Annotated in this window: 16 protein-coding genes; 9 read left to right on the top strand and 7 right to left on the bottom strand. The window is 41.2% G+C overall.

All coding sequences use genetic code 11. The annotated features are described in order from the left end of the window. Positions 1 to 175 precede the first annotated feature (175 nt). Positions 176 to 1069 (bottom strand): MlaD family protein, encoded by an 894-nt coding sequence (locus tag GD631_RS22025; protein ID WP_143257770.1) that lies wholly within the window; start codon positions 1067 to 1069, stop codon positions 176 to 178. 9 nt (positions 1070 to 1078) lie between these two features. Beyond that, positions 1079 to 2338 carry an N-acetylmuramoyl-L-alanine amidase family protein gene (locus GD631_RS22020; protein WP_143257771.1) on the bottom strand — a complete coding sequence of 420 codons (1260 nt, stop codon included), beginning with the start codon at positions 2336 to 2338 and terminating at the stop codon, positions 1079 to 1081. 81 nt (positions 2339 to 2419) lie between these two features. Here GD631_RS22020 and GD631_RS22015 point away from each other — a divergent pair, with 81 nt between their 5' ends. The 9 genes from GD631_RS22015 to GD631_RS21975 all read left to right on the top strand — a co-directional run bounded on the left by GD631_RS22015 (position 2420) and on the right by GD631_RS21975 (position 10557). Next, positions 2420 to 3376: a transporter gene (locus tag GD631_RS22015; protein WP_143257772.1), complete on the top strand. Its 957-nt coding sequence runs from the start codon at positions 2420 to 2422 to the stop codon at positions 3374 to 3376. Between the two features lie 178 nt (positions 3377 to 3554). Beyond that, positions 3555 to 4748, top strand: coding sequence for a site-specific integrase (locus GD631_RS22010; protein ID WP_143257773.1), 1194 nt, complete (start codon positions 3555 to 3557; stop codon positions 4746 to 4748). Positions 4749 to 4859: 111 nt separating this feature from the next. Beyond that, positions 4860 to 5789: a hypothetical protein gene (locus tag GD631_RS22005; RefSeq protein WP_143257774.1), complete on the top strand. Its 930-nt coding sequence runs from the start codon at positions 4860 to 4862 to the stop codon at positions 5787 to 5789. Between the two features lie 133 nt (positions 5790 to 5922). Then, a complete protein-coding gene (locus tag GD631_RS22000) occupies positions 5923 to 6210 on the top strand; it encodes a helix-turn-helix domain-containing protein (RefSeq protein ID WP_143257775.1) in 288 nt (95 codons plus the stop codon). Between the two features lie 5 nt (positions 6211 to 6215). Continuing rightward, on the top strand, positions 6216 to 7289 hold the full coding sequence (locus GD631_RS21995) for an AAA family ATPase (RefSeq protein ID WP_143257776.1): 1074 nt from the start codon (positions 6216 to 6218) through the stop codon (positions 7287 to 7289). A 163-nt stretch (positions 7290 to 7452) separates the two neighbouring features. Further along, positions 7453 to 8418 (top strand): DUF8464 domain-containing protein, encoded by a 966-nt coding sequence (locus GD631_RS21990; protein WP_143257777.1) that lies wholly within the window; start codon positions 7453 to 7455, stop codon positions 8416 to 8418. Positions 8419 to 8563: 145 nt separating this feature from the next. Next, positions 8564 to 8947 carry a MobC family plasmid mobilization relaxosome protein gene (locus tag GD631_RS21985; protein WP_143257778.1) on the top strand — a complete coding sequence of 128 codons (384 nt, stop codon included), beginning with the start codon at positions 8564 to 8566 and terminating at the stop codon, positions 8945 to 8947. Next, on the top strand, positions 8913 to 9833 hold the full coding sequence (locus GD631_RS21980) for a relaxase/mobilization nuclease domain-containing protein (protein WP_143257779.1): 921 nt from the start codon (positions 8913 to 8915) through the stop codon (positions 9831 to 9833). Before GD631_RS21985 ends, GD631_RS21980 begins: the two co-directional genes overlap by 35 nt. A 4-nt stretch (positions 9834 to 9837) precedes the next feature. Next, the gene (locus tag GD631_RS21975; protein ID WP_143257780.1) at positions 9838 to 10557 is read left to right on the top strand and encodes a hypothetical protein; all 720 of its coding nucleotides are present in this window, start codon (positions 9838 to 9840) and stop codon (positions 10555 to 10557) included. A gap of 51 nt (positions 10558 to 10608) precedes the next feature. Here the strand turns inward: GD631_RS21975 and GD631_RS21970 are convergent, their stop codons facing one another. The 5 genes from GD631_RS21970 to GD631_RS21950 all read right to left on the bottom strand — a co-directional run bounded on the left by GD631_RS21970 (position 10609) and on the right by GD631_RS21950 (position 12929). Further along, positions 10609 to 10941, bottom strand: a complete 333-nt coding sequence (locus GD631_RS21970) for a helix-turn-helix domain-containing protein (RefSeq protein ID WP_143257781.1) — start codon at positions 10939 to 10941, stop codon at positions 10609 to 10611. 121 nt (positions 10942 to 11062) lie between these two features. Then, positions 11063 to 11458 (bottom strand): RteC domain-containing protein, encoded by a 396-nt coding sequence (locus GD631_RS21965; protein WP_143257985.1) that lies wholly within the window; start codon positions 11456 to 11458, stop codon positions 11063 to 11065. Further along, a complete protein-coding gene (locus GD631_RS21960) occupies positions 11436 to 11678 on the bottom strand; it encodes a hypothetical protein (protein WP_129943553.1) in 243 nt (80 codons plus the stop codon). Before GD631_RS21960 ends, GD631_RS21965 begins: the two co-directional genes overlap by 23 nt. A gap of 106 nt (positions 11679 to 11784) precedes the next feature. Beyond that, a complete protein-coding gene (locus GD631_RS21955) occupies positions 11785 to 12096 on the bottom strand; it encodes a hypothetical protein (RefSeq protein ID WP_143257782.1) in 312 nt (103 codons plus the stop codon). 62 nt (positions 12097 to 12158) lie between these two features. Beyond that, positions 12159 to 12929 (bottom strand): hypothetical protein, encoded by a 771-nt coding sequence (locus GD631_RS21950; protein ID WP_143257783.1) that lies wholly within the window; start codon positions 12927 to 12929, stop codon positions 12159 to 12161. Between the last annotated feature and the right edge of the window lie 299 nt (positions 12930 to 13228).

The raw sequence follows: 13228 nt of genomic DNA, 5'->3' as shown, positions 1-13228 counted from the left end.
ATTTTATAAGTATCTGTATTTTAGTATCTTATATGTGTAATTTTAGCCTTTATTTTCACTTTTGTACGTTTGTACGGGAATATTATTTCGGTTTGTAGATAGACATTTGAAGAGCAATCTACTTTCTTTTGAAAGCCCTTCGTTATTTAGATAAAATCTATATAACGATAATTTGCTACTTGTCTTTCTTGCCGAATAATGAGAAGTGAACGTACCGTTTCGGATGCTCTTTCAGGTCTTCTAATAAGCTGGCTGCATTTTCAGTTGTTGCGTTCAGATTATTGTATAAAGTCGGGTCGTTGAAGAGCAGTCCGATTGTGTTATCTTTGCTGTTTAATTTTTCTGTAAGTATTTTTACGTTAGCCAGCGTTTCGTCTATTTTTTTGAAAGTGGCTGCATAGTCTACTTCTTTCAAATTTCCGCTGATGACAACGAAGTTGTCTCCGATGGTGTTCAGTTTGCTGGTAAGTTGAGGTATGTCATTACTCATCAGCCCTTTTACTTGCGAACTGACTACTGCCAGGTTGGCGGTTGTCTTCTCTATCGAGTGCAGGGTGGCAGGGATGCTCTTGTCTCCTAATATATTGTTCAGAGAGATGAGGATAGAATCCAGTTTCGGAAGCATTTCTTCTACCTTTGGGATCAGTTTCGCCGCACTTTCCATCATTCCGTTGTTCAGTGTGCCGGGGATCGTATCTCCTACGGCATATTTTTCGCGCGGGTTGTTTGCCAGAAGAATATTCATGCGTACGCCTCCCATAAGTTCGGATACAAGCTCGGCACTACTTCCTTTGGGAATCCGTAGTTCCGTGTCCAGCTCCACTTCGACAATCACATTTCCGGGTTTGACATAATCATAATAGATGTCACGTACGATACCTACACGAACACCATCGGCAAATACAGGGCTTGATTTAGTGAGTCCGTTTACGTTTTCAAATTTGGCATAGAAATAGCTGGAAGGTTGAAACATATGTATACCTTTCAGCCAGTTAATTCCGTATATGAGCACACATAGTGCAACAATACCTGCAATACCTATTCTGACTTCTTTTGTAATGTACTTCATTTTATCTTTTTATTTATTTCTTCTTTTTTTGAATTCGGCAATCGCTTCATTGACGTTCATTTTCTCGCCGTTCCGGAAAGCAATGATAAAGGCGTCTTTGAATTGTGCCGTAATGGTACGCTTTGTACGCAACACTTTGTTGTAATCGGCGGAGGCTCCATACGTGTATTTGTATATTCCCCCTTCCTTATAATAATCTACCTCTTTCAGTCCTTTCAGCCGTTTGTCGTTTTTGGCGAGAGGTTTGGAAGAAGTGAGTATCTGTATCTTAAACGTAATTTCACTGTCATTGGTTGCCCTTTCTACCACAATCGGGCGTTTCGGTGTTGTTTTGGCTGTCGTGGCAGGTTTTGTTTTTGTTTCGGCCAATAGTTCCTGCTGTTGGGGAGCTGTGTTCACGCTTTCGGTATCCTTTTGGGCAATTGCCGGGGCATTGTCTTCTTCCTGTTCGGTTGGGACGATCGTTTTGCTGACTCCCGTTAGGCGCAGTTCATGTTCTCTCTTATAATTTAAGAAAGCGCGGTAGATGCCTTTTGCCATGGTGCCGGCCCCTTCTTCGGAATTCAGATAGCGCTCCTCTTCGGGCGTAGATATAAATCCTAATTCTATCAGAATGCTTGGCATGGCACTCGCTTTTAAGACAAGGAATCCGGCTTGATGCACTCCACGGTCTGCCCTTCTACAAGTTTGGCGAAATTGTTTCTGCATCAGCGAAGCCAGGTGTACACTCTGCTCCATATATTTATCTTGCATGAATTCAAATATGATATATGATTCGGCAGAGTTCGGGTTGAAACCGGCATATCTTGTTTCATAGTCGCTTTCATAGAGGATTACGGAGTTCTCTCGCTTGGCAACTTCCAGATTAGCGTCTGATTTGGCCAAACCCAGTGTCCAGGTTGAAGCACCTTTTGCGGTACGGTTGTTAGCCAGTGCGTTGGTGTGAATGGAAATAAAGAGATCAGCCTTCGCGTTGTTCGCAATTTCTGCGCGTCGGTCCAAAGGGATGAATACATCTTTGCTACGGGTGTAGATCACTTTGACGTCATCGCAGTTCCTTTTAATCAGATTTCCCACTTTCAGGGCAACGTTCAGATTGATATTTTTCTCTTTCGAGATTTTGCCGATGGCACCCGGATCATGTCCGCCATGTCCTGCGTCGATAACTACTACAAAATCCTTCCCCCATAAGTGGTTAGTACATGAGGGTAGAAAAAGTAGCCAGAGGCAAATGAATATGTATAATATGTACGGTCTATTCAGTTTCATATCTATAATACGGTGCAAATGTAGTAGAAATTTGTAGAAAACTCATTATTTGCCATTAAGTTTTGTGTTTTTTTCGGTTTAATGGTAGCTTTTTTCCTGAAATCTCCGTTACTTTGTGCTTCGAAGTTAAAATGTACGACGATGCTTAAGTTTTTGAAGAATTGGACGTTACCTATTGCTATGCTGGTAGGTGCTATAGGTTATCCGCTGTTTATCAGCCTTTCTTTTCTGACTCCCTATCTTATTTTTACGATGTTGCTATTGACCTTCTGTAAGGTATCTCCTCGTGATTTGAAGCCTAAACCTCTCCATATGTGGTTGTTATTGATTCAGATTGGCGGAGCGTTGGCGGCTTATCTGTTGCTTTATCGCTTTGATAAAATAGTAGCAGAGGGAGTGATGGTTTGTATTATTTGTCCTACGGCTACGGCCGCTGCGGTGATTACTTCCAAGTTGGGTGGGAGTGCAGCCAGTCTGACTACTTATACATTGATAGCAAATATCGGTGCGGCTATTGCTGTGCCTATTCTTTTTCCTTTGGTGGAGGTGCATCCTGATGTTACTTTTTGGGAGGCGTTTCTTGTTATTTTAGGTAAGGTATTTCCGTTGTTGATTTGTCCTTTTTTGGTTGCTTGGTTGTTGAGCAAGTGTTTGCCAAAAGTGCATCAGAAGTTATTGGGCTATCATGAACTTGCTTTTTATTTGTGGGCTGTGTCTTTAGCTATTGTAACAGCGCAGACATTGTATTCCTTGCTCAATGATCCTGCGGATGGTTTTACGGAAATCATGATTGCTGTCGGAGCACTGATTGCCTGCTGTTTGCAGTTCTTTTTGGGGAAGACAATCGGCTCAATTTATAATGACCGTATCAGTGGCGGGCAGGCGTTGGGACAAAAGAATACGATTCTGGCTATTTGGATGGCACATACTTATTTGAATCCATTGTCTTCTGTGGCTCCCGGTTCGTATGTGTTGTGGCAAAACATAATCAATAGTTATCAATTGTGGAAAATGAGAAAGAATGAGATAAAATATTGAATATAAAACACTGATATTTAATGGTTTGTGTTTGATTTGTGATATTTCCTTTATTTTCCTTGTTTTCTTGTTTTGTCTAATAAATGCCTTTGTTTTGTTACTATTTTGTTACCCGTATTCATTGGAGTAACAAAACAAATCGCTATATTTGTATCGGTAACAAAATAAGAACATAATTATGGCGAAGAAAAAACAAGAAGTTAAATTGAAAGAACCTGTAAGGATTAGATTCAAGCAGCTTGCCAATGGCAACCAGTCTATTTATTTGGACTATTATACAGGTGATGTTATTAGAAAAGAAAATTATGTTGGCGGTAAACGGCAATATGAATTTTTGAAGTTGTACCTTATACCCGAAAAAACGAGGGAGGATAAGGCGAAGAACGAAGCTACATTGGCTCTTGCAAAAGCGATTCAGAGTAAGAGGATAGTGGAGTTACAAAATGATGCACACGGTTTTCAGAACACCAACAAGTCAAAAGCGAATGTGATTGATTATTTAATGAACATGAGAAGCCAATCTAAAGAACGTGGCAGCTTGAACTATGAAAAGACCGTTGGTAATACCATTCGTGAACTAAAATTGTTCAGAGGGGATTATATCGCTTTTCGTGATATAGATAAGGACTTCTTGAATAGCTTTGTGGATTTCTTGAAACAAGCGAAGAAAGCAAGCAAGTTTGGTTTGTTAAAGGCTGGAGGTGTATTAAGTAATAATTCCGTTATTGCTTACTATGGAGTGCTGCGTACCGCTATAAATAGAGCCTATAAAGAGGGAATTATTACGGTCAATCCAACGAAAGAGTTTGATTTTGCTAGTAAGGTAAAAGCGGAAGTCAGCCGCAGGGAGTATTTGACAATAGAAGAATTGAAGCAGCTTATCGGGACAGAGTGCAAGTATGAGATAATGAAACAAGCCTTTCTTTTCAGTTGTTTGTGTGGACTGCGTGTAAGCGATATAAGAAAATTGAAGTGGAACGATTTGCAGAAAAGCGGTGAAAGAATAAGAATTGAAATAAAGATGCAGAAAACAAGAGAACCGCTTTATCTGCCTATATCCGATGAAGCGTTAAAGTGGTTACCGCAACAAAATGAAACAAAAGGCGATGATTTGATTTTTCCTTTGACGCATGAGGGAACTATAAATAAAATACTTCAAAAATGGGCGAAAGATGCAGGGGTTATTAAGCATATCTCATTTCATACTGCCCGGCATACCCATGCTACCATGATGCTTACATTAGGGGTTGATTTGTACACAGTTAGCAAATTGTTAGGGCATAAAAATATTGCCACAACTCAAATTTATGCGAAGATTGTTGATAAGAAAAAAGAAGAAGCTATAAGTTTGATACCGAATTTGACGGACTGATTTAAAAAGAAAGTACGGTTATATTACAGTTACCGTACTTTCTTTCTTTTTTTGTCTTTGTTTAGCCGGAAAAATATATCTTTGTTTCTACTAACTGAAACATAGATTATTATGACAGAAGAAGAACTGAAAATAAAATTCGACCATATACAAGGTATATTCAATCGCTGTATTAATTATGCCAGCCAAGTTATGATAGATAGTATTGCCTCTAAGTCCTTATATTTAGACGAAGAACAGGCAAATAAACTGGAACAGCAAGAATATGTTCGTACCGCTGATGAGTTGGTGCAGTTATATATCCGTTATTCTGCACTGAATGACATCCAAAATTTCTATTCTGTACCTGATTTCTTTTGGGAAAGCGGTTTTTATGAATCTTTGAAATCTGATGAGAAAAGAAAATACATATCGTTTAATCCTCTCTCTTTTGATTATTCCCAGTATGAGCAAGATAATACGGTTTATGATGAAGAACTGCCTTATTTCTCCGTAGTGGTCAAAACTATTGTATTGGAAAGATATTCAGCATACTTGCGAAAAAAGAAAGAAAGTAAGGTGCAAATGGAAATACATCCACAACAAGAACGGGAAGAACAGCAATCAATTCAAGCCCAATGCCAAGAGCCTAAAATTATCCCCCATGTAGCTAAAACTGAAAATCCATTTAAGTCTGTTTTAAACGATAGGCAAATAGCATTGTTGGTAGACTGTATCAATGAAGTGGAAATTTTCAATGCCCCTATGACTTTTGAAGATTTGAAAGCAATATTTTCTTGTAAGCCTAAAGTTATATTTAGGTCTAATAATAACAGGCTGGTAGCTTTTCTTTTTTCGGAGTTAAGCAATCGTGGTTTGATAACACCTAATTGGCAATCTGTTATAGCAAGGAACAAATTGTTTGTTACGAAGAATATAAAGAAAGAAAAATATCTGAATCAAGGTGATTTAGCCACAGCCGCTAATTATGTAAAAGGGTTGGAGTATGAAAAAGATTATGCAATTATCAGCAACTATATCAAACAACTGAAAAAACTTTAAGAATAGGTTAAGACCTCAAACATAGTTTAATCCGCTATCAAGCTATTCCTCAATACTTTTGCCCCCCCGTAATCGATTACAAGAAACCGGAGGGCATGCACTCCATATTGTCTAACGCAAATACTTTTGTTATATGGAAACAAGTATTGAGAAGCGAGTTGCAGAACTCGAAAATTTAGTGTTCCTTTCAAAGAATGTGCTTAGCTTCGATGAAGCGAGCAAGTTTTTGAATCTTTCAAAAAGTTACCTGTACAAGCTGACTTCGGGTAACTTGATACCCCATTACAAACCGCAGGGCAAAATGCTTTATTTTGAGAAAGCGGAGTTGGAAGCGTGGTTGCGTCAGAACCCGGTGAAGACACAGGCGCAGATAGAGAAGGAAGCGCAGAAGTATATCCTTAACCGTCCTCTAAAGAAATAATGGCTATGGAAAACAAGAAGAAAGAGGAAACCGAACAAGGTATAGCCATGACGAAAGAGGATTTTGCGACCCTTTGGAAAACCATTCATTTAAAAGTGACGGACACTTATGAAGTGCCGCCCGAAATTCTTTGGGTGAACGGTTCTACCATTGGCACGTTGGGCAATTTCAGCGCATCCACAGGCAAAGCCAAGAGCAAAAAGACATTCAACATTTCCGCTATCGTTGCGGCAGCGTTGAAGAATGACGAGGTGCTGAAGTATTCGGCATACCTGCCACCGAACAAACGGAAAATCCTCTATGTAGATACCGAGCAGAGCAAATACCATTGCCACAAGGTCATGGAGCGTATTTTGCGGCTTGCCGGACTGCCGACAGACAAGGATAGGGAGGATTTTGTTTTCATCGTGCTAAGGGAACAGACCCCCGACAAACGGAAGCAGATTATCGGCTATATGCTTGAAAATATGCCCGATGTGGGGTTGCTCATCATTGACGGAATCCGTGACTTGATGTATGACATCAACAGTCCGAGCGAATCGACTGACCTAATCAATCTCTTGATGCGCTGGTCAAGCGGATATAACCTGCATATCCATACCGTACTGCATTTGAACAAGGGGGATGACAACACAAGGGGGCATATTGGCACGGAACTGAACAACAAGGCTGAAACCGTCCTGCAAATCACGAAAAGCCAGCAGGACGGTAACATAAGCGAGGTAAAGGCGATGCACATACGTGACCGGGAGTTTGACCCGTTCGCATTCCGTATCAATGACAACGCATTACCCGAAGTTGTGGACGGTTATGTATTCAAGCAGCCCAGCCAAGACAGGGGCTTTCCACTGGCAGAACTGACGGAACAACAGCACAGGACGGCTTTGGAAAACGGCTTTGGCAAACAGGTTATATATGGTTACGAGAATGTCCTAAAGACCTTGAAACAGGGTTATGCGAGTATCGGCTACAAGCGTGGACGCAATATCCATGTGGAACTGAACAAGTTCCTTGTGAACAAGCGCATGATTGTGAAAGAGGGCAGGGGCTACCGTTATAATCCCGATTTCCATTATTAAAAGTCAGTTTGGTTTAGTCCGGGTGTATATATAAGAGGAACGGACTTACTATTTCCCATCTAAGGAACAAGCAGGTTTAGTATGGTACTGGTATATATATGACGGACTAAACAGGACTGGCGCACTTTTCAACTATTTTTTAATTCCCCAAAAAGAAAATGTTATGAACATCGAAGATGTGAAACAAATATCCATCGCAGACTATCTGCACAGTTTAGGTTACTCTCCCGTCAAGCAGCAGGGTAACGGCTTATGGTACAAATCACCGTTAAGAGAGGAACACGAAGCGTCCTTTAAGGTGAATACAGACCGCAACCTTTGGTATGACTTTGGCGCAGGCAAAGGCGGCAACATCATCGCACTGGCAAAGGAACTTTACGGTTCGGACAGTTTGCCCTACCTCTTAAACCGGATAGCGGAACAGACACCGCACGTCCGCCCGGTCAGTTTTTCTTTTCCCCAGCGTAGGACAGAGCCGAGCTTCCAGCATTTGGAAGTCCGTGACCTTACCCATCCGGCATTGCTCCGTTACTTGCAGGGACGGGGTATCAATATCGAACTGGCAAAAAGAGAATGTAAGGAACTCCATTTTACCAATAACGGTAGACCGTTCTTTGCTATCGGTTTCCCGAACATGGCAGGAGGTTACGAGGTTCGCAACTCCTTTTTCAAAGGCTGCATCGCCCCGAAAGACATCACCCACATACGACAGCAGGGAGAGCCGAGGGAGAAGTGTTTGGTGTTCGAGGGTTTCATGGACTACCTCTCTTTCCTTACGCTCCGCATGAGAAACTGTCCGACCATGCCCGACCTTGACAGGCAGGATTATGTCATTCTTAACTCTACCGCCAATGTGTCGAAAGCCATTGACGTGCTGTCCCCGTATGAGCGCATCCACTGTATGCTTGATAATGACAAGGCAGGGTTTGAAGCGACACGGGCTATCGAACTGGAATACTCCTACCATGTACGTGACTTCTCGCACAATTATAGGGGCTATTCGGACTTGAACGATTACCTGTGCGGCAGGAAGCAGGAGCAGAAAAACGCAGCCAGCCAAACGCAGGAAACTAAGCAGGAAACCGGACAACGTGCCGCCCCAAGACAGAAAAGGGGTATGGGCATTTAGTCCGGCAGGATTACCAACGGCTGGCGGTTTATTTGGAGAGCAAGGTTATGTTTCGGTAAACCGAAACCACCTTGCTTTGCTCACCGCAAAGGAAACCGCTCCCGTTGGTCGCAATTTCTAAGACATCATTTAAAAGTAAAAAGGCATGAGAAAGATACAGGACAAGCCGGGCGGTCGTCCGGCAAAGAAACGGACGGAAAAGCAGAAAAAGGTAGTCAGTACGAAGCTGACCGAGTTGCAGTATTACGCCATCAGGAAGCGAGCCGGGGAAGCCGGGGTGCGCATCAGTGAATATGTCCGGCAAGCAGTTATTTCGGCAGAGGTCATACCCCGGCTGAGCAGGCAGGATGCAGATGCTATCCGCAAGCTGGTAGGGGAAGCCAACAATATCAATCAGCTGGCGCATAGGGCAAATGCCGGAGGTTTCGCATTGGTGGCGGTGGAACTGGTGAAGCTCAAAAATAGGATTATTGAAATCATAAATCATTTGTCGGATGATTGGAAAAATAAAAAAGGGAAGCGGTTTTAAGGGTTGTGTGAACTATGTGCTTGGTAAGGAGCAGGCGGTTTTGCTTCATGCGGACGGAGTTCTGACCGAAAGCCGGGGCGATATAATCCGCAGCTTCTGTATGCAGACCGGGATGAATCCCGACTTAAAGAAACCTGTCGGACACATTGCGTTAAGCTATTCGGCGGTGGACGCACCCAAACTGACGGATGAGAAGATGATACAGCTTGCGCAGGAGTATATGCGTGAAATGAAAATCACCGATACGCAGTATATCATCGTGCGCCATCAAGACCGGGAGCATCCACACGTGCATATCGTGTTCAACCGTATAGACAACAACGGAAAGACTATTTCGGACAGGAACGATATGTACCGTAACGAGCAGGTATGCAAGAAGCTGAAAGCCAAACATGGGCTTTATTTCGCCAAGGGGAAAGAGCAGGTGAAACAGCATCGATTGAAAGAGCCGGACAAGTCGAAATACGAGATTTACACGGCTGTGAAAAACGAAATCGGCAAATCCCGTAACTGGCAGCAGTTACAGGAGCGGTTAGCGGAAAAGGATATTACTATCCAATTCAAGCACAAGGGGCAGACAAGTGAGATACAGGGCATATCCTTTTCCAAAGGCGAATACACGTTTAAGGGTTCGGAGATAGACCGCAGTTTCAGTTTCTCCAAACTGGATAGATATTTCGGAGATGCAGGAATGAATGTTGCCGAAAGTCAACGGCAAACAGCTTTCGCACCCATTCGGGAACAAATACCCACACGGAGCAATGCTGAAAGTTTGTTTATAAGTGGTTCGCTCGGTCTGTTTTCTGCAGCACCGTCTCCGGTGGATGAAGAGCCGAACTTGAATTTGAGAAAGAAGAAGAAAAAGAAAAAACAACTTAAATTGTAAAGACATGGAAGACAACTTGATTTTAGAGGGGCTTCTCTCTATGGTAACAGAACTGAAAGGGATGCTGGAAGCACAGGTAACGCCAGCCAGTCGGGAGGAAACTCTCGAACGGCTGGGAGCAGTCGAACAAGCGTTGTCGGAACTGCACAGTAATTCGGCTGTTCCCGAAAAGGATTTGCAGGCTATCCGAAGTCAGCTTGACGACATAAAGAGCAGGATGCAAGGTCAGCAGAAGAACATAGAGGACACCAAGAAAATAACATTGGAAACCTACCGTTGTTTCAAGGTAATGATTGATACTTTGGGCTCTTGTAAGACGGATAAAGAGGATGTTACGCCCTTACCGTTCTATCAACGGATTTACAACAAGATTACCTCTTGGATTCGTCCGGGATTGTTTGTTTTTTCGGCAGTTCTGGTTATCTGTTCTGCTTCCATATTCTTGAACGTCCGTTTAGTTACACGGATGCAGCAGTTGCAGGACAACGATATAAAATATCGCTATTTGCTGATGCAGGGTTGGGCTGACGGAGAAATCTTTGATATACTGGAAACCAAATTCAACTGGCAGAGGGATAACGGTTTCATCCAAAGCCTAACCGATTCTGTGATAGATTTTGAATATCGTAGCAGAAAACAGGCGGAAGCGTTGGAGCGTGCAAGGCTACTCAATGAACAAGCCGAGCAGTTGAGAAAGGAAGCTGATAAGTTGGGTAAACCATAAGCGAAGTAAAGCCGGAATGATGAACTATATTCACCGTCCGGCTTTTCAAATTCATTTCTTTTTCTTTGTGCAGTGTTCTTTCTCGAACTTGCGCAATGTAGTAACGCTAAATCTTTCCTTAATGAACTCCCGAACATCGGAAGCCTTGTAATACACTTTTCCGCTGATAGTGAAGTACGGCAGCGCACCGATAGCCCGGTAGCGTTGCAGGGTTTTGATACTAACTTTGAACAACAGGCACAAGTCTTGATTATCCAGCAGGTTATCATCTTCGGGCAATACCTTGTCTGCATTGCGCAGTACCCGTATATCCTTGCAAAGTTCTTCCAGCTTGGCATATAATTTCTGCATCCATTCGCTGAACTCGTTATTTTCTATATACATAGTCGCTTCATATTTCAGATTATACCTTTTGTAATTTGATGAAGTAAAGTTCAGAAAAAGAGTGCAAGGTAATTACGAGGGCGCACATGGAATCCATTATAAATAAATCATAAATCGCTGATTATCTATATCCTTTCTTGTCGTGTTCCTTTTGGATAAGGTCTGCCAGTCCATTAAGAAATTCGGTAAGTTTACCCGGCTTTCGTTTTATTACGTCCTCATGTTTTTGGTGACAGTCGCTTATCTTGATATTAAACAACCATTCAAATCCTTTGGATAAGTCTACCAAGTAGGCAGGTTTGCCATTTTGATATACGATGTCTTTGGAGAGGAACAAGCCGCTTACCATTTCCATGATATTGATAAGGGGTGTTTTATCAGCGAGGTAGAGAGGGGAAGGTTTTTGTTTTTCAATCTGCTGTTTGAGTTGTTCCGGATATTTGATGCGCCATTCAATAAGGCGTATTTCAGTGTTTAGTAGTCCTATCGCTTCATCAATTAAATGCAAATAGGGTATTTTTTTCTTGCTCAAACTGTGCCCGATATGATTTAAGGCGGTACAAGCCAAAAGAAAAATAGCGAAGTAATACGCTATATTCTTGCTCTTTGATGCTGAAATTAACTACATGGGTAGCCAAATCATTGATAGCTTCTGTCAGTTCTGATACTGAAACTTTGCGTTGCGAGTATTCCGCCAATAGACGGAACAATTTCTGTTCTAATAGTTGCGTTATCATTTTAATTTAATTCATGAATGGTTAAATGTAAAAAGCCTGTTGACTTCAAACCAGCAGGCTATTTACATTATGTTCTTTACTTTATCGAACTTGCGAAAAACACATATTAGCGTTTATCTTGCACCCCGAAATCTTTCCAGCGACTTGAATCGAAGTAGTGTTTTACAATCTTTTTGAGGTCAATCATCTTTCCTTTCATTTCCATAAGTTTTTGATTGGCTTTTTTTGTTTTTTGAGAGACTTCGAGACGTAAATTGTCAAGCTCTTTGTCCATTATCCCCAATTCATTAGCCATTTGTTCCAGCTCTCTAATTTGCTCGTTGTTTATACCTCGATTTTTTACGAGTTCTACATTTTTACGTAAACCGGCAACTAACATGAGTGCTTTTTGTACTTGTTCTACATGGGTTTTTGACATACGAATTTAATTTATAAATTAGCAAAAGTTTTTGTGTACTCTTGCATGACACTTTTCGATTATTATAGTTTGCTATTTTTACCGATGCTATATTTCATTCTGATTTCGACAGGAATAAAGTGAAAACCTTGCTTACGCATTACTTCCAATACATTTTCGGTAGGATGTGCTTGCATATAGAGATTAACTCTTTTTACTGTAGTAATGGGCATGTTCTTATTCCAAATATCCATGAATGAGCGTAGCAGTAGTGATGAATTTTTGTCATTACGGCGTAATTGGCGTTTTATGTGATACACATATCCTTCTGTTGTAGGATTCTCACGGCAAGAAAGTACAGGCATAGACTGAACGCTGTTCATCCTTTGTATTAGCGTTTCTTTGCTCTCTAAACTTTCGTGTTCACAAATGTGCTCTATGATTGCGTTGCGGACTTTGGTCTGTCTCCAAATGTCTTTGCCGTTGATACGGGCTGATTTAAAAGTACAACAAAGGGCATAATCCGGGCTATCGGATAAACAGACATCTATGCCGCCAGCTCCTTTTAAATGGTAATAGAGTTGCCCAAAACGTGCTGATTGTAAATTCCAAATTTCCGGTTGCATCTTCGGGTCAATCATGCAGTGCATATTTGTATCGATATAGGGATAATTACTTTTTTGATTGACATAAAAAATTTCTACTTCCAGTGGTTGGACAAACAGATAGTTCCCAATTGACAATTGGTATCTTTTTAATATGACTTCATTAATTTGTTGCAGCAACAAAATTTGGTCGTTCCTGTTGGTGCTGTCTTTAGACAGGTCATGTACTAATTTTTTTAGTTGTTCCATATTAAATTGATTAAAATTCTAATGCGAATATACGAAAAAAAACAATTCTTTAGTACGCTCTGGCGTGACGTTTTTTTAGAGGAAATACACTTTTATGTATTGATAATCAAACGTTTGTAAAATGTTAAAAATGTAAAATCGCGTCTATGGGATAATAGTAGAAAAGATGTAAATGACATGTGTTTTTCTTGAAAATACCTTAGTTGTGAAACTTTGAATAATAGGGTTTAGTTTACTTCTTTGTTTATATATCCAAAACGGATTAAACTAATTTCTATTGACAGCAAAATATATGTGCT

The organism is Bacteroides luhongzhouii (assembly GCF_009193295.2).
In the GTDB taxonomy this organism is placed as follows: Bacteria; Bacteroidota; Bacteroidia; order Bacteroidales; family Bacteroidaceae; genus Bacteroides; species Bacteroides luhongzhouii.
This window is presented reverse-complemented; position numbering and strand designations above follow the sequence as displayed.

Bases quoted from the DNA above. Each gene is read 5' to 3' on its own strand.
- GD631_RS22025 (WP_143257770.1), bottom strand. From the start codon at position 1,069: ATGAAGTACATTACAAAAGAAGTCAGAATAGGTATTGCAGGTATTGTT.
- GD631_RS22020 (WP_143257771.1), bottom strand. From the start codon at position 2,338: ATGAAACTGAATAGACCGTACATATTATACATATTCATTTGCCTCTGG.
- GD631_RS22015 (WP_143257772.1), top strand. From the start codon at position 2,420: ATGGTAGCTTTTTTCCTGAAATCTCCGTTACTTTGTGCTTCGAAGTTA.
- GD631_RS22010 (WP_143257773.1), top strand. From the start codon at position 3,555: ATGGCGAAGAAAAAACAAGAAGTTAAATTGAAAGAACCTGTAAGGATT.
- GD631_RS22005 (WP_143257774.1), top strand. From the start codon at position 4,860: ATGACAGAAGAAGAACTGAAAATAAAATTCGACCATATACAAGGTATA.
- GD631_RS22000 (WP_143257775.1), top strand. From the start codon at position 5,923: ATGGAAACAAGTATTGAGAAGCGAGTTGCAGAACTCGAAAATTTAGTG.
- GD631_RS21995 (WP_143257776.1), top strand. From the start codon at position 6,216: ATGGAAAACAAGAAGAAAGAGGAAACCGAACAAGGTATAGCCATGACG.
- GD631_RS21990 (WP_143257777.1), top strand. From the start codon at position 7,453: ATGAACATCGAAGATGTGAAACAAATATCCATCGCAGACTATCTGCAC.
- GD631_RS21985 (WP_143257778.1), top strand. From the start codon at position 8,564: ATGAGAAAGATACAGGACAAGCCGGGCGGTCGTCCGGCAAAGAAACGG.
- GD631_RS21980 (WP_143257779.1), top strand. From the start codon at position 8,913: ATGATTGGAAAAATAAAAAAGGGAAGCGGTTTTAAGGGTTGTGTGAAC.
- GD631_RS21975 (WP_143257780.1), top strand. From the start codon at position 9,838: ATGGAAGACAACTTGATTTTAGAGGGGCTTCTCTCTATGGTAACAGAA.
- GD631_RS21970 (WP_143257781.1), bottom strand. From the start codon at position 10,941: ATGTATATAGAAAATAACGAGTTCAGCGAATGGATGCAGAAATTATAT.
- GD631_RS21960 (WP_129943553.1), bottom strand. From the start codon at position 11,678: ATGATAACGCAACTATTAGAACAGAAATTGTTCCGTCTATTGGCGGAA.
- GD631_RS21955 (WP_143257782.1), bottom strand. From the start codon at position 12,096: ATGTCAAAAACCCATGTAGAACAAGTACAAAAAGCACTCATGTTAGTT.
- GD631_RS21950 (WP_143257783.1), bottom strand. From the start codon at position 12,929: ATGGAACAACTAAAAAAATTAGTACATGACCTGTCTAAAGACAGCACC.